This is a genomic window from Streptomyces sp. NPDC017979 (genome assembly GCF_044328175.1).
In the GTDB taxonomy this organism is placed as follows: Bacteria; Actinomycetota; Actinomycetes; order Streptomycetales; family Streptomycetaceae; genus Streptomyces.
Map to the genome: position 1 here is coordinate 248184 of NZ_JBIRGU010000008.1, position 22912 is coordinate 271095.

Annotated in this window: 17 protein-coding genes and 1 pseudogene; 12 read left to right on the forward strand and 6 right to left on the reverse strand. The window is 71.7% G+C overall.

Annotated elements, in window-relative coordinates; all coding sequences use genetic code 11:
* The first annotated feature begins 1 nt into the window (after position 1).
* From ACH4E8_RS22010 to ACH4E8_RS22035, 6 genes are read left to right on the forward strand one after another with little or no spacing between them, the layout of a single operon-like run.
* On the forward strand, positions 2-793 hold the full coding sequence (locus ACH4E8_RS22010; protein ID WP_398450665.1) for a class I SAM-dependent methyltransferase: 792 nt from the start codon (positions 2-4) through the stop codon (positions 791-793).
* On the forward strand, positions 790-5091 hold the full coding sequence (locus tag ACH4E8_RS22015; RefSeq protein ID WP_398450667.1) for an alpha-(1->3)-arabinofuranosyltransferase family protein: 4302 nt from the start codon (positions 790-792) through the stop codon (positions 5089-5091). Before ACH4E8_RS22010 ends, ACH4E8_RS22015 begins: the two co-directional genes overlap by 4 nt.
* Positions 5088-6464, forward strand: a complete 1377-nt coding sequence (locus tag ACH4E8_RS22020; RefSeq protein ID WP_398450669.1) for a condensation protein — start codon at positions 5088-5090, stop codon at positions 6462-6464. Before ACH4E8_RS22015 ends, ACH4E8_RS22020 begins: the two co-directional genes overlap by 4 nt.
* The gene (locus ACH4E8_RS22025; RefSeq protein WP_398450671.1) at positions 6461-7237 is read left to right on the forward strand and encodes a methyltransferase domain-containing protein; all 777 of its coding nucleotides are present in this window, start codon (positions 6461-6463) and stop codon (positions 7235-7237) included. Before ACH4E8_RS22020 ends, ACH4E8_RS22025 begins: the two co-directional genes overlap by 4 nt.
* Positions 7238-7240: 3 nt before the next feature.
* Positions 7241-8188, forward strand: coding sequence for a hypothetical protein (locus ACH4E8_RS22030; RefSeq protein ID WP_398450673.1), 948 nt, complete (start codon positions 7241-7243; stop codon positions 8186-8188).
* On the forward strand, positions 8175-8417 hold the full coding sequence (locus ACH4E8_RS22035; RefSeq protein ID WP_398450674.1) for a Trm112 family protein: 243 nt from the start codon (positions 8175-8177) through the stop codon (positions 8415-8417). The genes ACH4E8_RS22030 and ACH4E8_RS22035 overlap by 14 nt, the downstream gene beginning before the upstream one ends.
* A gap of 176 nt (positions 8418-8593) precedes the next feature.
* Here the strand turns inward: ACH4E8_RS22035 and ACH4E8_RS22040 are convergent, their stop codons facing one another.
* Together ACH4E8_RS22040 and ACH4E8_RS22045 are read right to left on the reverse strand one after the other, a co-directional pair.
* The gene (locus tag ACH4E8_RS22040; protein ID WP_398450676.1) at positions 8594-10036 is read right to left on the reverse strand and encodes an NF041680 family putative transposase; all 1443 of its coding nucleotides are present in this window, start codon (positions 10034-10036) and stop codon (positions 8594-8596) included.
* A gap of 349 nt (positions 10037-10385) precedes the next feature.
* Complete coding sequence (locus tag ACH4E8_RS22045; protein WP_398450678.1) at positions 10386-10985, reverse strand: helix-turn-helix domain-containing protein; 600 nt, start codon at positions 10983-10985, stop codon at positions 10386-10388.
* A 149-nt stretch (positions 10986-11134) separates the two neighbouring features.
* Here ACH4E8_RS22045 and def point away from each other — a divergent pair, with 149 nt between their 5' ends.
* The gene (gene def, locus ACH4E8_RS22050; protein WP_398450807.1) at positions 11135-11749 is read left to right on the forward strand and encodes a peptide deformylase; all 615 of its coding nucleotides are present in this window, start codon (positions 11135-11137) and stop codon (positions 11747-11749) included.
* A gap of 12 nt (positions 11750-11761) precedes the next feature.
* Here the strand turns inward: def and ACH4E8_RS22055 are convergent, their stop codons facing one another.
* Complete coding sequence (locus ACH4E8_RS22055; RefSeq protein WP_398450680.1) at positions 11762-12469, reverse strand: MerR family DNA-binding transcriptional regulator; 708 nt, start codon at positions 12467-12469, stop codon at positions 11762-11764.
* Positions 12470-12557: 88 nt separating this feature from the next.
* Here ACH4E8_RS22055 and ACH4E8_RS22060 point away from each other — a divergent pair, with 88 nt between their 5' ends.
* On the forward strand, positions 12558-13238 hold the full coding sequence (locus tag ACH4E8_RS22060) for a putative immunity protein (RefSeq protein ID WP_398450682.1): 681 nt from the start codon (positions 12558-12560) through the stop codon (positions 13236-13238).
* A 240-nt stretch (positions 13239-13478) separates the two neighbouring features.
* Here the strand turns inward: ACH4E8_RS22060 and ACH4E8_RS22065 are convergent, their stop codons facing one another.
* Both ACH4E8_RS22065 and ACH4E8_RS22070 read right to left on the reverse strand, forming a co-directional pair.
* The gene (locus tag ACH4E8_RS22065) at positions 13479-14489 is read right to left on the reverse strand and encodes a TerC family protein (RefSeq protein ID WP_398450684.1); all 1011 of its coding nucleotides are present in this window, start codon (positions 14487-14489) and stop codon (positions 13479-13481) included.
* Between the two features lie 219 nt (positions 14490-14708).
* Entirely contained in the window at positions 14709-15569 is an 861-nt protein-coding gene (locus ACH4E8_RS22070) for a class I SAM-dependent methyltransferase (protein ID WP_398450686.1), read from the reverse strand.
* 106 nt (positions 15570-15675) lie between these two features.
* On the opposite strand from ACH4E8_RS22070, the gene ACH4E8_RS22075 reads away from it, so the two are divergent.
* Positions 15676-16251 (forward strand): TetR/AcrR family transcriptional regulator, encoded by a 576-nt coding sequence (locus tag ACH4E8_RS22075; protein WP_398450688.1) that lies wholly within the window; start codon positions 15676-15678, stop codon positions 16249-16251.
* Between the two features lie 106 nt (positions 16252-16357).
* On the opposite strand, the gene ACH4E8_RS22080 is transcribed toward ACH4E8_RS22075, so the two are convergent.
* Positions 16358-18763 (reverse strand): ATP-binding cassette domain-containing protein, encoded by a 2406-nt coding sequence (locus ACH4E8_RS22080; RefSeq protein WP_398450690.1) that lies wholly within the window; start codon positions 18761-18763, stop codon positions 16358-16360.
* A gap of 634 nt (positions 18764-19397) precedes the next feature.
* On the opposite strand from ACH4E8_RS22080, the gene ACH4E8_RS22085 reads away from it, so the two are divergent.
* From ACH4E8_RS22085 to ACH4E8_RS22095, 3 genes and pseudogenes are all read left to right on the forward strand, one after another.
* Entirely contained in the window at positions 19398-20807 is a 1410-nt protein-coding gene (locus ACH4E8_RS22085) for a family 2B encapsulin nanocompartment shell protein (protein ID WP_398450692.1), read from the forward strand.
* Positions 20808-20833: 26 nt separating this feature from the next.
* Positions 20834-21922 (forward strand): annotated as a pseudogene (locus ACH4E8_RS22090) (family 2 encapsulin nanocompartment cargo protein terpene cyclase); the annotation flags it as partial.
* Positions 21923-21936: 14 nt separating this feature from the next.
* On the forward strand, positions 21937-22818 hold the full coding sequence (locus tag ACH4E8_RS22095) for a geranyl diphosphate 2-C-methyltransferase (RefSeq protein ID WP_398450694.1): 882 nt from the start codon (positions 21937-21939) through the stop codon (positions 22816-22818).
* Positions 22819-22912 lie beyond the last annotated feature (94 nt).

A 22912-nucleotide genomic window follows, 5' to 3' on the forward strand; every position in this document is an offset into this window, starting at 1 on the left:
GATGGCACCCCTTGGTTCAAAGATCCGCGCCGCCGCGCACGCCCCGCCGCGGGCCGGCCGCAGCGCAACCCTGAAGGACCCCTCCTTCAAACGTTCCTGGGCGCTGCTCCGTGCCTTCCTGCGGGAGCAGGAAGACCCCGAGACGTGCTACGAGCTGCTGGCGCGGGACGCCGCCGACCAGGTCGAGGCGTACGACGGGCCCGTCAGCGGGCGGACCGTCGTCGACGTCGGCGGCGGTCGCGGCTACTTCACCGAGGAGTTCCGCCGGCGCGGCGCGCACAGCTTCCTCTTCGAACCGGACCTCGGGGAGTTGGGGCCGAAACCGCCCGAAGGGGCGGTCGTCGCGGACGGCTTCCTGCTGCCGCTCGCGGACGGTGCGGCCGACGTGTGCTTCTCCTCCAACGTCCTTGAACACGTGGACGATCCGCAGACCTTCCTCAGCGAGATGGCCCGGGTGACCCGCCCCGGCGGGTTGATCTACGTCTCGTTCACCAACTGGCTGTCCCCCTGGGGCGGTCACGAATGGGCGCCCTGGCACTACCTGGGCGCCACGAGGGCACGGGCCCGCTACGAACGGCGCACCGGCCGCCCCGCCAAGCACGCCCTCGGCGAGAACCTCTTCGCCGTGCACGTCGGTCCCACCCTGCGCCAGGTGCGGGCCAGGACCGACGTCACCGTGGTCGCCGCCCGCTCCCGCTACTGGCCGTTCCTGGCCGGGGCGGTGACCCGAGTGCCGGTCCTGCGTGAGTTCGCTACCTGGAATCTCCTCCTCATTCTTCGGCGGTGTCCATGACCAGTACGGCCCCAGCGGCCCAGGCTCCCCCTCCGGCGGCCGTCCGGACCACCGGCGCGACCCAGGACCCGCCCGACGGGCCCCGGTCGCGCCGGTGGCTCCTGGGCTTCTGGGCCGCGGTGTTCGTGCTCTTCCTGGCGGTGTCGCCGGGGCGCATGACGTTCGACACCAAGCTCGGCGTCGCCACCGACCCGTGGCAGTTCATCGCCGACCTCGGGCAGTTGTGGCAGGACCGCGCGGGCTTCGGCGGGCTCGCCAACCAGTACATCGGGTACGCCTTCCCGATGCTCCCGTACTACGGCCTCGCCGATCTGGTCCAGTTGCCGGTGTGGCTGGCGGAGCGGCTGTGGCTGTCGTTGATCGTGGCCACCGCCTTCTGGGGAGCGCTGCGGCTGGCCGAACGCCTCGGCATCGGCAACCGTTCGACACGGCTGCTCGGCGCCGTGGTGTACGCGCTGTGGCCGACGTTCACCATCGTCGTCGGGTCCACCTCGGCCGCCGCGCTGCCCGGCGCACTGCTGCCGTGGGTGCTGCTGCCGCTCACCGACGACCGGTACAGCGCGCGCGTCGCGGCGCTGCGCTCCGCGCTGCTGATCCCCTTCATGGGCGGCGTCAACGCGGTGTCGACCCTCGCATCACTGCTGCCGGTGGGGCTCTATCTGCTCTCCCGGCCGAACGGCCCGCGGAAGCTGAAGCTCATCGCGTGGTGGGTGCCGGGGGTCGTCCTGGCGACGCTGTGGTGGGTCGTCCCGCTGCTGATCTTCAGCGCGTACGGGGAGAACTTCCTCCCGTACGTCGAGACGTCACAGGTCACCACGGACACGATGGCGGCGACGGAGGCCCTGCGCGGCGCCGGGAACTGGGTGGCGTACCTGCACTTCGGCAACGCCTGGCTGCCCGCCGGGTGGAGCGTCGCGGCATCGGTCCCGGTCGTCGTGTGCTCCGCGCTGGCCGCCGCACTGGGGCTCGCGGGGCTCGCCCGGCGGGATCTGCCGGAGCGCCGCTGGCTGGTGCTGACCGTGCTGACGGTCGCCCTGCTCACCCTCTCCGGGTACGCGGGGAAGTCCGGCGCACCGTTCGCCGGGTCCGTGCAGGAACTGCTGGACGGGGCGCTGGCGCCGTTCCGCAACATCTACAAGTTCCAGCCCGGTCTCGCGCTCGCACTGGTCTTCGGCCTCGTCCACCTCACCGCCGTCGTGGCGCGGGAGCGCGGGGCCCGTCCGGGCCACGGAGTGCGGTGGGAGCGTCGGTACGCTCCGCTGATCGCCGCGGTGCTGGTGCTGCCCGGGCTCGTCCTGCCGTACGTCAACGGGTCCGTCCTGCAGCCGGGTTCGTTCAAGAAGCTGCCGACGTACTGGGAGGCCACGGCCGACTGGCTGAAGGAGAACTCGCCGGAGAACCGTGCCCTGGTGGTCCCGGCGACCGCGCACGGCGTCTACACCTGGGGCTCTCCCATCGACCAACCCCTCGACGTGCTCGCCGAATCCGCCTGGGCCCAGCGCGACTACGTGCCGTTCGGCACGGCCGGGAACCGGCGCGTCATGGACGCCGTGGAGCAGGCCCTGCTCACCGGCGCCGCGATACCGGGCCTGCGGGACTTCCTGGGCCGGGCCGGACTCCACTACGTCGTGGTCCGCAACGACCTGGACCCGGACCAACTCGGCTACGTGCCGACGCCCACGGTGAAGCGGGCCCTGGAGCAGTCCGGCTACCAGCGGGTGCAGGGCCTCGGCCCGGTCATGACCGCCGGACGGATCGCGGACGACACCCCCCTCCAGATCGAGGGCCTCTACCCGCAGCAGCGCGCGGTGGAGATCTTCGCACCCGCCGACGGCACCGCGGAGCCCGGCCGGGCCGGAATGTACGCCGCCGCCGACACGGCCGTCGTGTCCGGTGGACCGGAGTCGCTGCTGCCGCTCTCCACGGACCCGTCGCTGCGCAACCGGCCCACCGTGCTGACCGGCGACGAGCACCCCGGCGTCGAGCGGCCGGCGCTCCAGGTCACCGGTGACGGACTGCGGCGCGCCGACACCCGGTTCGGCCTGGTGAACACCAACACCTCGTACACGTACACCGAGAACGAGCGCAACCACGCCGACAGCATGCAGGACCCGGGCGACGCTCCGCGCCAGATCCTGCCGAGGAAGGGCGTCGAGCGTCAGACGGTCGCGGAGCTGCGCGGGGCGCGTGAGGTGACGGCGTCCTCCAGCGGCAACTGGTTGCTCCACCTGCCGCAGTACGATCCGGTGAACGCCTTCGACGGCAACCCGAACACGGCGTGGGCCGAGGGTTCGCCCGGCAGCTCGAAGGGCCAGTGGCTGCGCATCGCGTTCGACGGGAAGCAGCAGATGCCGTCGTCGCTCCAGGTGACCCCGCTTCCGCAGGACGGGGTGCGGGCCGCCGCGACGCGGGTGAAGGTGGAGACCGAGAAGGACAGCGTGATCAGCACGCTGGCGGCCGACGGCAAGACGCAGAAGATCGCCGCGCCGCCCGGCGAGACGAGCTGGCTGAAGCTCACCATCCTGGACGCGGTGCCCGACCGGCCGGGGCTGATCGGCGCCGGGTTCGCCGAGATCTCCGTCCCCGGCGTCACCGTGACGCGGATGCTGAAGCTGCCCACCGACGGCGCGGGTTCGAAGGCGCCGGCCGAGACGGTGTCGCTGCACCGGCCTTCCGACCCGGGCGGGCTCTCGCCGGCCGGCACGGAGTCGGGCCTGCACCGCTCCTTCACCACCGGCGCGGCCGGAGCGCACGACGTCGAGATCAGCGCGGTGCCGGTGCCCGGCGAGGAGCTGGACAGGCTGTTGTACCGGGTGGCGCCCGAGCAGCGGCGGCAGATCGTCGCGACCGCCGACTCCACTTTCGGGTTCGGCACGGAGTTGTCGGCGCGGAACCTCACCGACGGCGATCTGACGACCGCCTGGATCGCCGGGGCCGAGCCGGTGATCCATCTGAAGTGGCGCGGCATGAAGGCCGTGGACTCGCTGGTGCTGGCCGGCGCGGGCGGGCTCTCGGCCCGGCCCACGAAGATCGAGATCAGCTCCCCGCACGGCGCGGCGACCGCCAACGTCGACGACAACGGGTGGGCCCGGTTCGACCCGATCACGACCAACCGGCTCACCGTCAAGATCACCCGGACCGCGCCGGTGACCCTGTACAACCCGCTCGCCGACGACGATCTCCAGCTCCCCGTGGGCCTCACCGAGCTGCACGTCCCGTTCCTCGCCAACCACCGCACGAAGCAGGCCGCCGCCGACCGCCCGTTCGCCTTGGCGTGCGGCGAGGGGCCCACCCTGGCGGTCGACGGCACCCTCCACGCGACCAGCGCGAAGGGCACCGTCAGGGATCTCCTGGAGCGACGCCCCGTCGACGTGACGCTCTGCCAACAGGGATCTCAACAGCCGAAGTTGGCACTCGACAAGGGCGAGCACCAGGTCGAGGCCGGGGACGCGGGCCCGCTCGCGATCACCGGTGTGACCCTCACCCGGGGCAACCCGGCAGCGCCGGCCGCGAACGGCCGGGACCTCACCGTCGGCGACTGGCAGCACGACCGCCGCGAAGTGTCCGTCGGCGCGGGCGCCGCGTCGTACCTCACGACGTACGAGAACTTCAACGACGGCTGGAAGGCCACGCTGAACGGCAAGGAACTCGAACCGCTCCGGCTCGACGGCTGGCAGCAGGGCTTCGAGATCCCCGAGGGCGAGGGCGGCACGGTCAAGCTGTCGTACGAGCCGACCCGGACGTACGAGATCGGGCTGGTCGTCAGCGGCGTCGCTCTGCTGGCACTCATCGGGCTGGTGCTGTACCGCAGGCGCGAGGAGAACCCCGAGCGCACGGCCGGGAACGCACCCGCGCCGGTGCCGAACGGGCCGGGGACGGTCCTTGGCCTGGCGGCCGTGACCCTGGTGGCCGTGGTCGTCGCGGGCTGGTTCGCGCTGCTCGTCCCGGCGCTCGCGCTGGTCGCCTGGCGGCGGCACGCACTGCTGGTGCCGATCGCGTTCGCCGCGATGGCGGGGGCGGGGATCGCGGCGGCCACCGGCGCCGGCGAGGCTCCGGCCGCAGGGGCGGGCGCGTTCGGACACGTGGCCCAAGTCCTCGCGTTCATCGCGCTGTTCGCGGCCCTGGTGACCGTCGGTGGCCTCGGACGGTTCGGGCGGACGCCCGAGACCGATTCCGGCTCCGGATCCGGATCGAGCCCTCAGTCGAGCGCCGAGGACCCGGGTGCGCCCGCGCCCGACGCATCGGCACACCCCGGGAAGTCCGGTGCCCCCGGCACTCCCAGAGGTGACGTCCAGTGACGGCCCTGGACGGGTCCGTGCGTCGCACGCCGGCCGCGCGGCCCGTCCTGGTGCCCTTCCCCGTCGTCGACGAGGTCGAGCGACACTGCCTCCAACCGGGAGAGCCCGAGTCGATCCACATCGAGGTCCGGCTGCCGGGGCGGGTGGATCCGGCGCGGCTGCGGCGGGCGTTCGCCGAAGCCCTGCGCCGCCACCCGCGCGCCCAGGTGCGCCAGGCGCCCGGCCCCTGGTACCGGCGCCGCTACTTCTGGGAACTCACCGAGGGGCCGGACCCGGGAGTGGACGTGGTGACGGAGCCGGATCCGGAACCCGAGGCGCTGGAGCGGGCCAGGGAGCGTTGCCTGGCCTCCGCTCCTCCACTGTCGGCGGCCCCGCCGATCAGGGTGGAAGTCGTCGACGATCCGGAAAGACCCGGCAGTACGGCCCTGTTCCTCACCGTGAACCACACGGCGCTGGACGCCCCCGCGGCCCTGCGGGTCCTCGCGACGGCCGCCGAGCTGTACGGCGGTCGGCGCGCCGCGCCCGCGGCGCCCCCGGTCCGCACCCCTCCCGGGGGTCGGGCCGCGGCGCCGCCGGGGGCGCCCCCTTGGGTGCCGCCCGCCCGCGTGGCGCGCGGCACCCCGCCCGGCGGCCCGGGCAACGGCCTGCTGGTGGCCGACCTGGCCGTACCGCGCCGCCCGCCCGGCGCCGCGTACACCGTGAACGACCAGCTCCTGGTCGCCACCGCGCTGACGATCGCGCACTGGAACCGGGAGCACGGCGCCCCACCGCGCCCGATCCGGATCACGATGGTGGTGGACGACCGGCCGCGCGGCGCAGCCATGCCCATCGGGAACGGCACCCGGCTCGTCGACGTCCCGTTCACCGTGGCCGAGCTGGCGGCGGGCGAGCGCGGGCTCGCCGGGCCGGACCCGGACGCCACGGGCGCGCTGCTGCGCCGGACGGCCGACCGCACCCGCGTCCTCAAGGCCGTACACCGTCCCCAACTCGGCTACGGCGCCGGCATGTTGACGGCTCCGGTGCTGCCGGTCGCGTGGCGCGCCGCGGTGGCCCGCGGTCTGCGGCGGGCGGCGGGGCCGTGGGCCTCCACGACGCTGCTGAGCAACATGGGCCGCCTCGCGTACGCACTGGACTTCGGGGACGCGGGCCGCGCGGACGCCGTGTGGTTCTCGGCACCCGCCCGGATGCCCCGGGGGCTGAGCGTGACGACGGCGTCCACCGCCGGGCGGCTGCACCTCGCGCTGCGCTGGTCGAAGGCGCTACTCGCCGCGGAGGACGGAGCGAAGCTGCTGGAGCGGTTCGAGCGGTGCCTGAACGCGACGGAGACCGCCACGGCCGGCACCGGCGGGACGACGGAAGGCGGCTCGGGATGACGGCGACGGCCAGGCCGGGCACGGACGCCGAGTCCCCCGGCGCGACCACCGGGGCCGCACCCCGGGGACTCCGGGACTTCTACGAGAACCCCGCCGTGCCCGTCGCCTCCGGGGACGCCCGCAGCTTGCGGCAGGCCCGGATGCTCGCCGCCGCGCTCGGCCCGGCCGCCGCGCGACCCGCCGTCGTCCTCGACGTCGGCTGCGGCGACGGCACGGCGGCGGCCACCGCGGCGCCGCTGCTCGCCGGCCACCGCGTCGTCGGCGTCGACTGGTCGCAGGACGCCCTGCGCCGGGCGCGTACCCGGCTCACCGACGTGGTGCGCGGCGAACTCGGCGCCGGACGGCTGCCGTTCCGGTCCGGCGCGGCCGACGCCGTGCTGTTCAGCGAGGTGATCGAGCACCTGGTCGACCCGGACAGCGCCCTGGACGAACTGCGGCGCGTACTGCGCCCCGGTGGTCATCTGATGCTCTCCACCCCGAACCTGGCCGCCTGGTACAACCGGGCGCTGCTGCTCGCCGGAGTCCAACCCGTCTTCTCCGAGGTCAGCCTGCGCGCCATCCACGGCCGCCCCGGCAGCGAGGTCGTCGGGCACCTGAGGCTCTACACGGCCCGTGCGCTCAGGGAGTTCGTGACCGCGTCCGGCTTCGAGGTGGTACGAGTCGCCGGCGCGCCCTTCCACGGGGTGCCCCGCCCGCTGCGGCCCCTGGACCGGCTGGCGTGCGCGGCCCCCTCGCTCTCCTCGATCCTGCTGCTGCACGCCCGGAAGACGTAGGCCGTGTGGTGGGGGGTGGCCGCCGCACTGTTGGCGAACGTGCTCTACAGCACGGGGTTCGTCCTGGAGAAGCGGGCGCTGGGGAGCATGCCCGCCATCTCGGTGCGGGAGCCCGCGCGGCTGCTGCGGCTGGTCCTCGGGAACGTGCAGTGGATCGGGGGCGCGCTGGCACTGGCCGCCGGCTTCGGGGCGCAACTCGTCGTCTACCGGACGCTGCCGATCGCCGCAGCGCAGGGCATCTTCGTCGCCGGCCTGGTGCTGCTCCTGCTGCTGTCGGCGCGGCTGCTCGGCGAACGGACGTCGGGGCGGGAGCGGCTGGCGATCGGGGCGGTCCTCGGTGCCCTCGTGATGGTGGTCCTCTCCCTGTCCCACGACACCGACACCGTCGGCAGCGATGCGCCGGTGCCGATGATCCTGTTGGTCTGCGCGCCGACGCTGGCGGTCGGGACGTGGCTGTACGCCGTCGCGGAGCGCCGGGCTCGGCGGCGGCACCGGAAGCCGGCGACGGGGGTCGACTACGGGATCGCCCTGGGGCTGCTGTACGGGGTGAGTTCGCTGGCGATCAAGGGGCTGTCGGGTCTACTGACCGGCCTGCTCGACCGACCCGGTGCAACGCTGCTCGGTGTGCTGGGTTCCCCGTACCCCTATCTCCTCCTGTTCACCGGTGCGTTCGGACTGGTCATGTCGCAGGTGGCGCTCCAGCGCTGCCGGGTCTCCCTGGTCGTGCCCGTGTGTACGACGGTGTCGAGCGTGTTCACCGCCGTTCTGGGCACGTTCGCGTTCGGCGAGGCGCTGCCCGACGATCCGGTGCGGCTGGCGCTGCGGGTCGCGGGGACCCTGCTGGCCGTCTCGATGCTCCTCGCGATGCCGAAGCACGATCCGCCGGAGCCGGCCGGCCCACCGCCCTCGAAGACAGCCACCAAGGAGCTGACCGCCCGTGAACCCCGATGACCCGCTGCTCCGCATCCTCGTCTGCCCGCTGGACAAGGGGGAGCTGCGGCTCGTGCTGTCCGGCGCGGACTCCGTCGCCGCTGCCGCACCAGCCGGAGAAGACTGCGGCGACGGCCTGTACAACCCGCGGTTGCGCCGTCTCTACCCCATCGTGAACGGCGTTCCGCAGCTACGTCCGGCGTCCGGGGTCCCGGTGTCCGACGAGGACCACGAGAGGCTGACGCGCTAAGGGCTGTCCCGTAATCCCCGGCGGGCGCGCGACGACAGCTACGGCACCTCGCTGCGTTGTCGGATCGCCCGAATACGCCCAGTATGAGGACGACCCTCCGCCTTGCGATGCACCGCATCTGACGCCGCGCGCTGATCCACCGGGGATTACGGGACACCCCTTAGCTTGTTTTTTATCTACCAAGATCTTCCGGGCTTGCCGATGGCTTTGAGGGTCTCGGGTCGTTTGACGGTTTTGCCGACGTCGTAGCGGGGTGCCCGGTGTCTGTTCTTGGCGCCGGGTGGCCGTCCGGGGCCGGCGCCTCGGGGTTGGGGAACACGGGCCGGGCAGGCGAGGTGAGCGCGGATGTTCCTGAACCCGCGGCGGACCCGGGCCGGGGTGAGCCGGCCGGATGCGGCGGGCTTCTCCCAGGGCCGGCGGAGGTCCGCAGCCAGCGGCCGAGCGAGCCGGAGCTGGGTGTGGACGACGATCAGGATCCAGGCCCAGCGGTCCGCGGCCTGGGGAGTACGGAGTCTCGGGGTGGTCCAGCCCAGGGTCTGCTTCGCGAACCGGAAGGTGTGTTCCAGGTCAAAGCGGCGGAGGAATGCCTGCCAGGAACGGTTCACATCGTCCTGGGTGGCGCCGGTCTTGGAGGACCACAACCACACCGGTGGGGCCTCCCGGTCCTTCGATAGACGCTCGACCTTCAGCCGCATCAACGTCCCCTCGACCACGGGGAGTTCACCGTCGTGGTCGAGCCAGGAGGAGCGGTGGGTGAGCCGGGGGTGGACCCGGTCCCACGCCTGGGTCTCGGCCTTGCCGTAGTTGGTGGTGTCGGTGACCGTGGTGATCGCGGGCTCGGGCCAGGTCTCCGGCTTGGTGAAGCGAAACTCCGGTCCGTGCTTGGGCGGTCGGCCGTTGGTCCCGGGCATCCGTGGCGGCTTCGGCAGACGCATGACGCGGTCGGAGCGAACCCGGCCCACCAGCTCGACCGGCAGGTCGCGTAGGACCCAGGCCAGGCGGGTGACGTCGTAGCCGGCATCGCTCACGATCACGATGTGCGGGTCCCCGTCCTGCCACTGACCAGCGGCGATGAGCCGCTCAACCACTCCTCGGAGCTGGGCGGCGGTGACCGCGGTCGCGTCGTCGGCCGGGCCGAGCCGGACCGCGTCCAGGATCGCGGTCCAGGACGTGGCCCCCGGCTCCAGCACGGCGACAAAGGAGTAGGGCCAGCCCGGGATGAACTGTGAGGCCGTCTTCGCCCGGCCGTAGACGTGGCAGAACAGGCGCTCCGCCGAGCACGGCGCGTCCGGGCGAAGCCACGGCGACACATCGACCGCCAGGACCAGGCGCCCGCCGTCGAAACGCGGCAGCGACAGTCCGGCCAGTACGGTCCGCAGCCGGCCGACGTCGATCCGGCCACGGTTCAGGCCGCCGTACATCGCTCCGTGCCCACGACGATGCTCGGGCAGCAGCGTCAGGTCCACCGGGGACTTCACCGCACCGTCCGCAAGCAGCACCGCGTCGGCCAGTTCGAACAACTCGTCGCGCCGGGCGGTCAGACACTCGTAGAACTCTCCCCGGAAGCGTGACGCTTCCCCGAACGCTTCCCTCCGGACAGCATCAGGCAGCAGACTCACCTCACGGCCTTCGTCGTGGTCACATGCACCTTGGTCGGAGCACATGATCAGACGAAGGCCGCCCCCACGTCCGGCGAACCCCCAGGTGAGCGACCCAGTACGAGACGCCGTTCGAAACTGGAAGAAAAAGAACAAGCTTAGGCCGTGTCTTCGAAACAGCGCCGTCCGCCCGCAGGGCGATGCCCGCGCTGATCCGGGCGGAGATGAGGTACCGCCCGTCACGGACGTGGAGGGCGTCCGGTACGTTGCGCGCCCGGGGACGGCGGCGGGCCAGCGGCTCGACGCGCCGACGGGGTAACGGGCGCGGTGTCGCCGGTGGCCTTCGGGCGGGCGGTGGTTTCGGGCCGTCCTAGGAGTCGATCGCCCCGTCAGCACCGTCCCGCTGCTCTTCGGCCAGCAGCGGGAACAGCCGGGTGACCGCGGCCACGGCGACGGCGTTCGGCGGGCGGGTGGCGGGGTGGGCCTCCCGGTCGCGGTAGCGGGCGAACAGGCCGCGGACGGAGGTCGCGAGTTCGGCTGCCTCCGACGGGGTGAGGTGCAACACCGCGCTGAAGGACTCGTCCTGCTGCCACTCCGCCGGCGCCTGGTCCCGGTGGGCCAACCAATGCTGGTAGCTCTCGTCCTCCAACCCGCGGGTGAGGGCGGTGAACTCCTCCGGCTCGTCCGCGCCGGTGGAGTGCGGGGCGTCCCAGCGCAACCGCCACGGCCGGGCCCGGCCGCCTCGTTGCGGCACTTCTTCGATCAGGCCGTAGCGGGCCAGTTGGCGCAGGTGGAAGGAGCACAGGCCGGAGCTGTGCCCGAGGCGGGCGGCGGCTTCGGTGGAGGTGAGGGTGCCAGCTTCGGCGAGCAGGTCGAGCAGGGCGACCCGGACGGGGTGGTCGGGCAGGAGCCGACGGGCCCGGTCCCGTAGGGCGTCCGCGGCCTCGACTCGACGGCTTCCATCGCTCATTTTGCAAAGTCTGCTACTTTGCAAAGCTCTTGGCAAGCCGTCGGGCCTCGCGCCGGTGCGGTCCGGCGGCTGAGTCGGCGTCTGGGAGAGGGAGTTGATGGATCGTGACTGTTGGGTTCGGTGACACGGCACGGGACCGCCGGGTACGGGTGCAGGGCAGGCCCGTCGAGTCCTACCCACGGCTCGCGCCGGAGGTGGAACGGGGCGAGCCGCGCAGGATCACCGTGGTCGGGGAGGACGTCTTGCACCGTCGGTGCCGGGAGGTGACCGAGTTCGGCACGGCCGGGCTGGCGAAGCTGATCGACGACATGTTCGCGACCAACCAGGTGGCGGAGGGCGCAGGGCTCGCCGCCAACCAGGTCGACGTGGACCTTCAACTGTTCGTCTGGGACATCACGGACGAGTGGGGCGTGCGGCACGTCGGGCACATCGCCAACCCGGCCCTTGAGGACGTGTCCGTGGACGACCGCCGGCTGGTGGAGGAGGCCGAAGGGTGCCTCTCCGTTCCCGGCCCCTACCGCATGGTGCCCCGTCTCGACCGCGCCGTGGTCCGGGGCCGCGACAAGGACGGCAACCCTCTGGTCATCGAAGGCAGGGGGTACTTCGCCCGGTGCCTCCAACACGAAACCGACCACCTGCACGGCCGGCTGTATCTGGACCGGCTCGCGCAGCGGGAACGCAAGGCCGCGCTGCGGGAGATGCAGGACTCCCAGGACAAGGTGTTCGCCCGGCGCGCCGCGACGGCGAAGCGGCTCGGGAAGTGACCGCCGGCGGCCTCACCCCTCGGCTCGGCCCAGGGCGTCGAGGTACGCGGAGAGCTGAGCGGCGGCGTACAGCTGGGCCGTTCCGCGGGACCTGAGGTCGCGGCGCCACTGCTCCAGCGCCCCGGTGAGCGCCGTGAGGCTGCCGGCTTCGCGGAGCTGACCGAGCACCGTGGCGACGGTGGCCAGCGGCTGGCCGCCGCGGCGCAGCAGGTGTGCCAGTTCGGCGTCGCGCACGTCGAGCGCGAGGTACTGGCGGTGCTTGGTCCGCGGGTCGCGGTGCGGGGTGAGGACCCCGGCGCGTTCCCAGGCCCGCAGGGTGGCCGGGTCGAGCCCGAGGTGGTGGGCGAGTTCACCGATGTTGTACGGGGTGCGGAGGGCGGTCGCGGCGTCCGGGGCGGTGGCTTCGAGGTGGGGGAGCGCCGCTTCGACGGTGCGCAGCGTGTTGCGGTCGCGGGCCAGCAGCGCGTGCCCGGCGTCGATGTGCTCCAGCGCTTCGTCCAGTTGACCGCTGGTGACGGCGCGCATGATGCGGCGGCTCGTCGCGTGCCCGAAGGCGGGGACGAGCGCCAGGTGGGCCGTGAGCCCGGCGGCGTGCGCCGCGGTGTAGTTCCGGTACCCCGACCGGCTGCGCTCGGCGGGCGGGATGATGCCGACGTCCTCGTAGTTGCGGACCGTCTGTGGGGAGAGGCCGTGCTGACGAGCCACGTCGACTGGTCGCATGTGACCTCCGTTTGAGGGTTTCGGGCACCGCAGTCAGAAACCGTCGTCCAAAGTTTCAACCGAGTGTTCAAGAATACAATTCAGGAACATGGCACAGAGCACGCATACCGTTTCCGGGGACTTCGACCTGACGATGGAGGAGTTGCGCGCCGTCGCGCGCTACGTGGTGTGGCACGCGGAGGACGTCCTGGCCGTCTTCGAGCGGGCCGTGCCCGACGACTCGCGCCCGCGCGCGGCGATCGACGCGGCCTGGTCCTTCATCAACGGCGCCGACAGGACCAGGTTGCAGCGCATGACGTCCGTCGAGGCGCACCGAGCAGCCAGGTCCGCGCCCTCGGAGGCCGCCCGGCTGGCCGCCCGGGCCGCCGGTGATGCCGCGTCGGCCGCGTATCTGCACCCCATCTCCCAGGCCAGCCAGGTCGGCCACATCCTGCGCGCCTCCTCAAGCGTCGCGCGCATCGCCGAGTTGCAGGCGGGCGGTGACCCGGCGAAGAGCGATGCCCTGCTGGAGCGGTCGCGGCAGCGCGCCACGCCGGTGCTCATCGACGTGCTGCGCCGCTACCCGCCGGCGGCCGGCGGCAGCGATCGGGTCGCCCGGCTGATGTGCAACCTGGACCGTTCGCTGCGGCAGGGCCAGGGCCAGGGCCAAGGCCAGGGGGCGGGGGCTGGCGGCCACCGACCGCCGTCGCGCACCACGGAGAGCCGCGCCCGTGTGCCCGAGAAGGAGCGTGACGTGTGGCGGAGCGGACACCGGGGGCTGTGGCACTGAGGTCGCGCCTCGGAGTCGCCAGCCCGTCAGGCCCCGGGGCGCTGCACACCTTCGCCCGCTTAGTTGTCGTGCGGAAGTGCAGAGGAACGCGACGCGGCGATGCTGGGGCGCCGTGCACCCGAATCGGAAAGCCGTGGGGATTCGCTGAAGGTCCCGAAGGTGATTCGGCGCAGAAGAGCGTCAGCCCGACCGCCCCGGGGGCAAGTCCGGGTGCGGTCGGGCTGGTGCGGGAGGCGGGGCTCAGCCCTGGGCGTCCGCCCGCTCCGACTCGCCCGCTTCCGCGGCCTCGGCGGCTTCCTTCGCCGCCATCTTCTTCGCCGCTGCGAGGCTGGTGATCGTCGTGATGATCAGGACGCCGAAGATGACGCCCAGCGAGACCGGCAGGGAGATCTCCGGCACGTTCAGGTCCGTCGTCTCGTGCAGGCCGTGCAGGACCAGCTTCACGCCGATGAAGGCGAGGATCACGGACAGGCCGTACGACAGGTGGACCAGCTTCTTCAGCAGGCCGACGATGAGGAAGTAGAGCTGTCGCAGACCCATCAGCGCGAAGGCGTTCGCCGTGAACACGATGTACGGGTCCTGGGTCAGGCCGAAGATCGCCGGGATCGAGTCCACCGCGAAGAGCACGTCCGTGACGCCGATCGCCAGCATGACGATGAGCATCGGGGTGGCCAGCCGCTTGCCGTTCTCACGGATGAACAGCTTCGTGCCGTGCCACTGGTCGGTGGAGGGGATGCGCTTCTCGATGGCCTTCATCAGGCGCCCCTCCTCCCAGTCCTCTTCCTCTTCGCCGGCCCGGGCCTCCTCGATGAGCTTCCAGGCGGTGTAGATGAGGAAGGCGCCGAAGATGTAGAAGATCCAGGCGAAGGAGTTGATCGCGGCGGCACCGGCGGCGATGAACACCGCCCGCATCACCAGCGCGATCAGCACCCCGATCATCAGGACGCGCTGTTGGTAGATCGACGGAACCGCGAACTTCGCCATGATCAGCACGAAGACGAAGAGGTTGTCGACGCTGAGCGACTTCTCCGTGACGTAGCCGGCGAAGAACTCACCGGAAGCCTGTCCGGTGCCCCAGATCATCAGGCCGATGCCGAAGAGCACGGCGAGGACGATCCAGACGATCGTCCAGATGCCCGCCTCCTTGATGGAGACTTCGTGCGGCTTCCGGCCGCCGATGAAGAAGTCAGCCGCGATGAGTGCGCACAGTCCCACAATCGTGAGCACCCACATGGTCGTTGAGACGTCCAACCTCGGTCCCTCCCTTAGGCGTGAGCGGCCAACGGTACAAGCCTGACTAAGGGATGGTAAAGCTAAGGTCAAGAATCCCAGGTCGTGGCTGAGTTCGCGGGCCCGAGGGGCGGGGCGTGCCGTGGCGGGGGAAGTCGCGGAGGAGGGCCCGGTGGACGCGTCGTGGCGACGTGTCCACCGGGCCCGGTCTCCTCCGCACCCCCGTGACGGAGGGACGTTTCACGCGGACGGCGTGCGCTCTCCACGGGTGCCCGTCAGCAGCCAGCCGGTGCTGCGCAGGGGCAGGGCGCCGGCGTTCTCGTACGGGCGCAGTTGCTCGGTGAGCACCTCGCGCACGCTCTCCCGGGTCCCGGGGCCGAGGCCGGCGAGCAGATGGCGCCCCGGGCCCGAGTGGAGCAGGAAGTCGGCCGCCTCTTCGGCGCTGCGGCCCCAGATGCCGTACACCTTGACGTGTTCGGCCCGTACGTCCTGGAAGCCCGCTGCGGTCAGCGTCGAGACCGCGGTGTCCCGGTCGGCGAGGGAGAACATCCCCGGGCCGCCGGACCTGCCGAAGTCGTGGGTCGGCAGGAGGGCGCCCAGGGAGTGCAGCGCGGTGAGCCATTCGTTCTCCGCCGGCTCGGCGGCGGCGAGCAGGGCGATGCGGCCGCCGGGGCGCAGCGCCTTCGCGACGTTGCCGAACGCGGCGACGGGGTCGGCGAAGAACATGACGCCGAAGCGGCTGATCGCGACGTCGTAGGAGTCGGCGTCCAGCGGGTGGACTTGAGCGTCGCCCTGGACGTACGAGGCGTTGGTGATGCCGGCCTCGGCCGTCCGTGCCCGGGCCAACTCCAGTACGGGGGCGGACAGGTCGATGCCGAGGGCGCTGCCCCGGCCCGCGGTGGCGGCGGCGAGCCGGGTGGTGGCTCCGCCGCCGCAGCCGACGTCCAGCACCCGGTCCCCGTCCTGGATGGCGGCCGCGTCGAGCAGCGGCAGGTCGAAGTTGGCGTTGATGGCGTTCCAACGGTCCTGCTGTTCGGCCCAGTGGGTACCTTCGTAGCCGTTCCACGCTTGGAACTGGTCGGTGTTGGCGACGTTCTGCATGGGGATGCCTCCCGGGCGACGTGGTGGGACACCTAGAATGGGCGCCTGCCCAAACAGTATGGGCGTGCGCCCATACTTGCAATGCCCCATCCCCGGGAGGGACTTGATGTCACCGCGAGGAATCGCGATCCCCGATCTGCGCGAACGGCTCTTCACCGCGGCGGAACGAGTGATGAGCCGGGACGGCACCCTCACCAGCCGGGCGATCACCGAGGAGGCGGGTTGCGCCAAGGGCGTGCTGCACACCCACTTCGCCGGGCTGGACGCGTTCGTCGCGGAGTTGATCCTCGACCGCTTCGCACGGATGGCGACGCACGCCGGCGACCTCCCCGCCCGCGTCGGCACCGGCACCCCGGTGGAGAACCTCGACGCCCTCGCCCGCGCCGTACTGGCCCTGGACAGTGCCGTCGTCGCCTTCTCCCTCACCCGTCCCGGCGCGGCACAGTCCGTGCGCGACGCCTGGCAGTCCGGCGCCCCGGGCTTCGGCACGGTCCAGCGGTCGATCGACGGTTACCTGCGGGCGGAGCAGGAGCGGGGGCGCGTGTCGGAAGGCGCCGACACCGAGTCGATCGCGCTCGCCCTGGTGGGCACCTGGCACCACCTGCTGATGACCGGCGCGGGCGGGCCCGACCCCCTGGAAACCGTCGCCCGGATCATCCGCGCCCTGGTTCCCGCCCCTTGACCGGCCGCCGCTTCGGCGCCCCGCCGAGGCCGGGGCGAGCCCCCTGATCCGGCTGGGTGAGTGCCGCTGCTCCCGGCGCACCCACCACGCCTGATCGGCGGCGGGCTCAGCCCCCGACGTACCGGGCCAGGTGCTCCCCGGTGAGGGTGGAGCGCGCGGCGACGAGTTCGGCGGGGGTGCCCTCGAAGACGACCCGGCCGCCGTCGTGGCCGGCGCCGGGGCCGAGGTCGACGATCCAGTCCGCGTGCGCCATCACCGCCTGGTGGTGCTCGACCACGATCACGGACTTCCCCGAGTCGACGAGCCGGTCCAGCAGCCCGAGGAGCTGCTCGACGTCGGCCAGGTGCAGACCGGCGGTCGGCTCGTCGAGCACGTACACCCCGCCCTTCTCCGCCATCTGCGTGGCGAGCTTCAGCCGCTGCCGCTCGCCGCCCGACAGGGTGGTCAGCGGCTGGCCGAGGGTGACGTAGCCGAGCCCGACGTCCGCGAGCCGGCCCAGGATGCGGTGGGCGGCCGGGACGCGCGCATCGCCGGTGCCGAAGAACTCCTCGGCCTCCGTCACGGACATCGCGAGCACCTCGCTGATGTCGCGCCCGCCGAGGTGGTGTTCGAGCACCGCCGCCTGGAACCTGCGGCCCCCGCACTCCTCGCAGGGGGTGCTGACGCCCGCCATCATCGCCAGGTCCGTGTAGATCACGCCGGCGCCCTTGCACTCGGGGCAGGCCCCCTCGGAGTTGGCGCTGAACAGCGCCGGCTTCACCCCGTTGGCCTTGGCGAACGCCTTGCGGATCGGGTCGAGCAGCCCGGTGTACGTCGCCGGATTGCTCCGTCGCGAGCCGCGGATCGGGCTCTGGTCCACCGACACCACGCCCTCGGCCCCCGCCTGCTGCGGCAGCGCACCGTGCACCAGGGAGCTCTTGCCCGAGCCGGCGACGCCGGTGACGACCGCGAGCACCCCGAGCGGGACGTCCACGTCGACGTTGCGCAGATTGTGCTGCGCGGCGCCGCGGACCTGGAGCGCACCGGTGGGCCTGCGCACGGTCTCCTTGACCGCCGCCCGGTCGTCGAAGTGCCGGCCGGTGACCGTACCGCTGGCGCGCAGGCCCTCGACGGTGCCCTCGAAGCAGACGGCGCCGCCCGCCGTGCCGGCGCCGGGGCCGAGGTCGACGACGTGGTCCGCGACGGCGATCGTCTCCGGCTTGTGCTCCACCACCAGCACCGTGTTGCCCTTGTCCCGCAACCGCAGCAGCAGGCCGTTCATCCGCTGGATGTCGTGCGGGTGCAGCCCCGCGGTCGGCTCGTCGAAGACGTACGTGACGTCGGTGAGCGAGGAGCCCAGGTGGCGGATCATCTTCACGCGCTGCGCCTCGCCGCCCGACAGCGTCCCCGACGCCCGGTCCAGCGAGAGGTAGCCGAGGCCGATCTCCACGAACGAGTCCAGGGTCTGCTGGAGCGCGGTGAGCAGCGGCGCAACCGACGGCTCCCGCAGCCCGCGGACCCACTCCGCGAGATCGCTGATCTGCATCGCGCAGGCGTCGGCGATGTTGATCCGCTTGACCTTCGACGACCTGGCGCCCTCGTTCAGCCGGGTGCCGTCGCAGTCGGGGCAGGTGGTGAAGGTGACCGCGCGCTCCACGAACGCCCTGACGTGCGGCTGCATCCCCTCCTTGTCCTTCGACAGGAAGGACTTCTGGATCTTGGGGATCAGCCCCTCGTAGGTGAGGTTGACGCCCTCGACCTTCACCTTGGTGGGCTCGCGGTGCAGGAAGTCCTGCATCTCCTTCGCGGTGAAGTCGCGGATCGGCTTGTCCGGGTCGACGAAGCCCGACTCGGCGTAGGTCCGCACGGTCCACCAACTGTCCGACTTCCAGCCGGGGATGGTGAAGGCGCCTTCCGAGATCGACTTGGAGTCGTCGTAGAGCTGGCTGAGGTCGATGTCGGAGACCGCCCCCCGGCCCTCGCAGCGCACGCACATGCCGCCGGTGCGGGTGAAGGTCTGCTTCACCGCCTTCTGCGCGCCGGCGCCCCGCTCGACCGTGATCGCGCCGCTGGCCCGGACCGACGCGACGTTGAAGGCGTACGCGGCGGGCGGGCCGACGTGCGGCTTCCCCAGCCGGCTGAAGAGGATGCGCAGCATCGCGTTGGCATCGGTGACGGTGCCCACCGTGGAGCGGGGGTCGGCGCCCAGCCGCTGCTGGTCGACGATGATCGCGGTGGTCAGCCCTTCGAGCACGTCGACCTCGGGCCGTGCAAGCGCGGGCATGAAGCCCTGCACGAAGGCGCTGTACGTCTCGTTGATCAGCCGCTGCGACTCCGCGGCGACGGTGTCGAAGACCAGGGAGCTCTTGCCCGAGCCGGAGACGCCGGTGAACACCGTCAGTCGGCGCTTGGGTATCTCGATGCTGACGTCCTTGAGGTTGTTCTCGCGCGCCCCGTGCACGCGGATCACCTCGTGGCTGTCGGCGGCGTACGGTGCGGACGGCTGCGCGGCGGTCCTCTTGGCCTTGCTCATCGTGTCTCCATCCGTAGGGCGCTGCCGCCTCGGCGGTCTCCCTCGGCGTCGTCTGCTCGATCCGGCCGACCTGTCGCCGCGGTCACCCGCATGCTCCGCCAGCGGCGGACAAGTATGGCAATCCGCTTCTTATCCGCCAAATCGGGCAAGATCGTTTGATGGGGTCGGGTCTGCTGCGCCAGGTCGTGCGATCACGCTAGGTCCGCTGCGGTGACCTGCGCTTCTTCGATCCTGATCGATCCGGGTGGGGGGTCGCGAAACCCCGGATCGACGCGGTGGCGGGGAGTAAGGGCGGGGTTCCGGTCGTCGCTCGGACGTTCGCCCGACGGCTAGCAGTAACGATCACGCCGGCAAACCCGACACGGCGGAAGTTCACTGCATCGAGGGAGCCCGAAGCCGCCCAATGGAGCAACGGGCTCGGCAGCCCCTACGGTTCTCATGGATCTGGGACGGAACGATCTTCCCGGGTGCCTGTTTCCTCGACCACCCCCTCGCCGTGCACCCCGTCGTTCCCTGAGTCTGTCCTGTTCATCCATTTCATCCACTTTCGTTCCGCTGTTTCCTCTGTTCCTCATGTCACTGACTGACACGTGCATGCGTCGAACGCTGCACTCGTGAAGGAGAGCCCTGCCCGATGACCGTGGACACCAGCCCGGAGCCGCTCCAGGAGCCGCAGCCGCAGAGCAGCCTCAGCACCGCGGCTGCCCGCAACCTGGCCACCACCACCAAGTCCGCCCCGCAGATGCAGGAGATCACCTCCCGCTGGCTGCTCAAGATGCTGCCCTGGGTCGAGGTCTCCGGCGGCACCTACCGGGTGAACCGCCGGCTGACCTACACGGTCGGTGACGGTCGCATCGAGTTCGTCCAGGACGGCGCCGAGGTCCGGGTCATCCCCCGCGAGTTGGGCGAGCTGTCGCTGCTGCGCGGCTTCGACGACGTGGACGTGCTCACCGAACTCGCCGGCCGGTGCGTCCAGCGCGACTTCAACGCCGGCGACGTGCTGGTGGAGCGCGGCACGCCCGCCGAGCAGATCCACCTCATCGCGCACGGCCGCATCGAGCAGATCGCCGTCGGCCCCTACGGCGACGAGAGCGTCACCGGCGTGCTCGCCGACGGCGACCGGTTCGGCCAGGACGCGCTGGTGGACCAGGAGGCCACCTGGGACCACACCGCCGTCGCCAGGACCGCGGGCACCCTGCTCACCCTCTCGCGCACCGACTTCGCCGCAGTGGTGGAACGTTCCCCCGGCCTCCAGGCGCACCTCCAGGACTTCCGCACCCTTCCGCAGCAGCGGCAGAACCGCCTGGGCGAGGCGGAGATCGCCATGTCCGCCGGCCACACCGGCGAAGCCGCGCTGCCCGGCGCCTTCGTCGACTACGAGCTGAACCCCAGGGAGTACGAACTCTCCCTCGCGCAGACCGTGCTGCGGGTCCACACCCGGGTCGCCGACCTCTACAACAAGCCGATGAACCAGACCGAGCAGCAGCTCCGGCTGACCATCGAGGCCCTGCGCGAGCGGCAGGAGCACGAGCTGATCAACAACCGCGAGTTCGGCCTGCTCCACAACGCCGCCTTCAACCAGCGGATCCAGACCCACTCGGGCCCGCCCACCCCGGACGACCTCGACGAACTGCTGTGCCGCCGCCGCGGCGCCAAGTACTTCTTCGCCCACCCGCGGACGATCGCCGCCATCGGCCGCGAGTTCAACGCCCGCGGGCTGTACCCGAACCACGTCGACGTCGGCGGACAGCAGGTCCCCGCCTGGCGCGGCGTACCGATCCTGCCGTGCAACAAGATCCCCATCACCAAGGAGAACACCAGCTCCATCCTGGTGATGCGCACCGGCGAGGACAACCAGGGCGTCATCGGCCTCAACCAGACCGGGCTGCCGGACGAGTACGAGCCGGGCGTCTCGGTGCGCTTCATGGGCATCGACGAGAAGGCGATCATCTCCTACCTGGTCACCACGTACTACTCCGCCGCCGTTCTCGTGCCCGACGCCCTCGGCGTGCTGGAGAACGTCCAGATCGCCCGCAGCAACTGAGCGGAGCGCCCATGAGCACCGAACCCCTCAGGCGCGTCCTGGGCGGACCCACCGGCCTCGGCACGGCGGGCCTGTACCCGGGGCGGCGCGCGGAGCCGCAGTCGCCGCCCCCGGCGGACGGACCGGGGCGGCCGCCGGCCGGCAGCCCCGTCCCCGGCCTCTACCACCACCCGGTGGAGTACGACCGCGCCCGGGCCGAAGAGGTCGACCGCCGGATCGCGACGTGGGCGATCGACGAGGTCAGGCTCTATCCCCCCGAGTGGGAGGAGCAGTTCCTCGGGTTCGCCGTGGGGCGTTACATGGCCGCCTGCCACCCCGACGCCCCCACGGTCGACCATCTGATGGCCGCCGCACGCCTCATGGTCGCCGAGAACGCGGTCGACGACTGCTACTGCGAGGACCACGGCGGCTCGCCCGTCGGCCTCGGCGGACGACTGCTGCTGGCGCACACCGCGCTCGACCCGCTGCACACCACGGCGGAGTACGAGCCGGCCTGGGCGCAGTCGCTGGAGGAGGACGCGCCCCGGCGCGCCTACCGGTCCGCCATGGACCACTTCCGCCAACTGGCCACGCCCTCCCAGGCCGACCGGTTCCGGCACGACATGGCCCGACTGCACTTGGGCTACCTCGCCGAGGCCGCCTGGGACCAGACGGACCACGTCCCTGAGGTGTGGGAGTACCTGGCCATGCGCCAGTTCAACAACTTCCGCCCCTGCCCCACCATCACCGACACCGTAGGAGGCTACGAACTCCCGGCGGACCTGCACGCACAGCCGGCCCTCCAGCGGGTCATCGCGCTGGCCTCCAACGCCACCACCATCGTCAACGACCTGTACTCCTACACCAAGGAGCTCGACAGCCCCGGCCGTCACCTGAACCTCACGGTGGTGATCGCCGAGCGCGAGCAACGCACCGAACGCGAGGCGTACCTGAAGGCGGTCGAGGTCCACAACGACCTGATGCACGCCTTCGAGGCGGAGGCCGCCGCCCTCGTCGTGGCCTGCCCCGTCCCGACCGTGGCCCGCTTCCTGCGCGGCGTGGCCACCTGGGTCGACGGCAACCACCACTGGCACCAGACCAACACCTACCGCTACAGCCTGCCCGACTTCTGGTAAGGAAGGACCCATCAGTGACCCTGCCCGACGTCACGACCGCCCGTGACACCATCACCATCCCCGCCCCGGCGACGCCCTACCAGGGGGACATCGCCCGCTACTGGAACCACGAGGCCAGGCCCGTCAACCTGCGCCTGGGCGATGTCGACGGCCTGTACCACCACCACTACGGCATCGGCGACGTCGACCACGCGGCGCTCGGCGACCCCACCGCAGCCGACTACGAGCAGAAGCTCGTCGCCGAGCTGCACCGGTTGGAGTCCGCCCAGGCCGAACTGCTCCTGGACCACCTCGGCCCCATCCAGCGCGACGACGTCCTGGTGGACGCCGGCTGCGGTCGTGGCGGCACCATGGTGATGGCGCACCAGCGCTTCGGCTGCCAGGTCGAAGGCGTCACCCTCTCGGTCAAACAGGCCGACTTCGCCAACGGCCGCGCCGGCGAACTCGGCATCGACAAGTCCGTGCGGGCCCAGGTCTGCAACATGCTCGGCACGCCCTTCGACACCGGCCAGGTCGCCGCCTCGTGGAACAACGAGTCGAGCATGTACGTCGACCTGGAGGACCTCTTCGCCGAGCACTCCCGCATCCTCTCCGTCGGCGGCCGCTACGTCACCATCACGGGCTGCTGGAACCCGGTCTACGGCCAGCCCTCGAAGTGGGTCTCGCAGATCAACGCGCACTTCGAGTGCAACATCCACTCCCGCCGCGAGTACCTGCGCGCCATGGTGGACAACCGCCTCGTGCCCCAGACCATCGTCGACCTGACGCCGGCGACGCTGCCGTACTGGGAGCTGCGCGCCACGTCCTCCCTCGTGACCGGGATCGAGGACGCCTTCATCAACTCCTACCGGGACGGCTCCTTCCAGTACCTGCTGATCGCGGCCGACCGCGTCTGACGCCCGCCCGCCGATCCGCACCACCGGCCCGCCCCGCGCTCCGCGGGGCGGGCCGGTCGCGCGGGAGGGACCGCCCTCCCCGGGACGGTCCGGT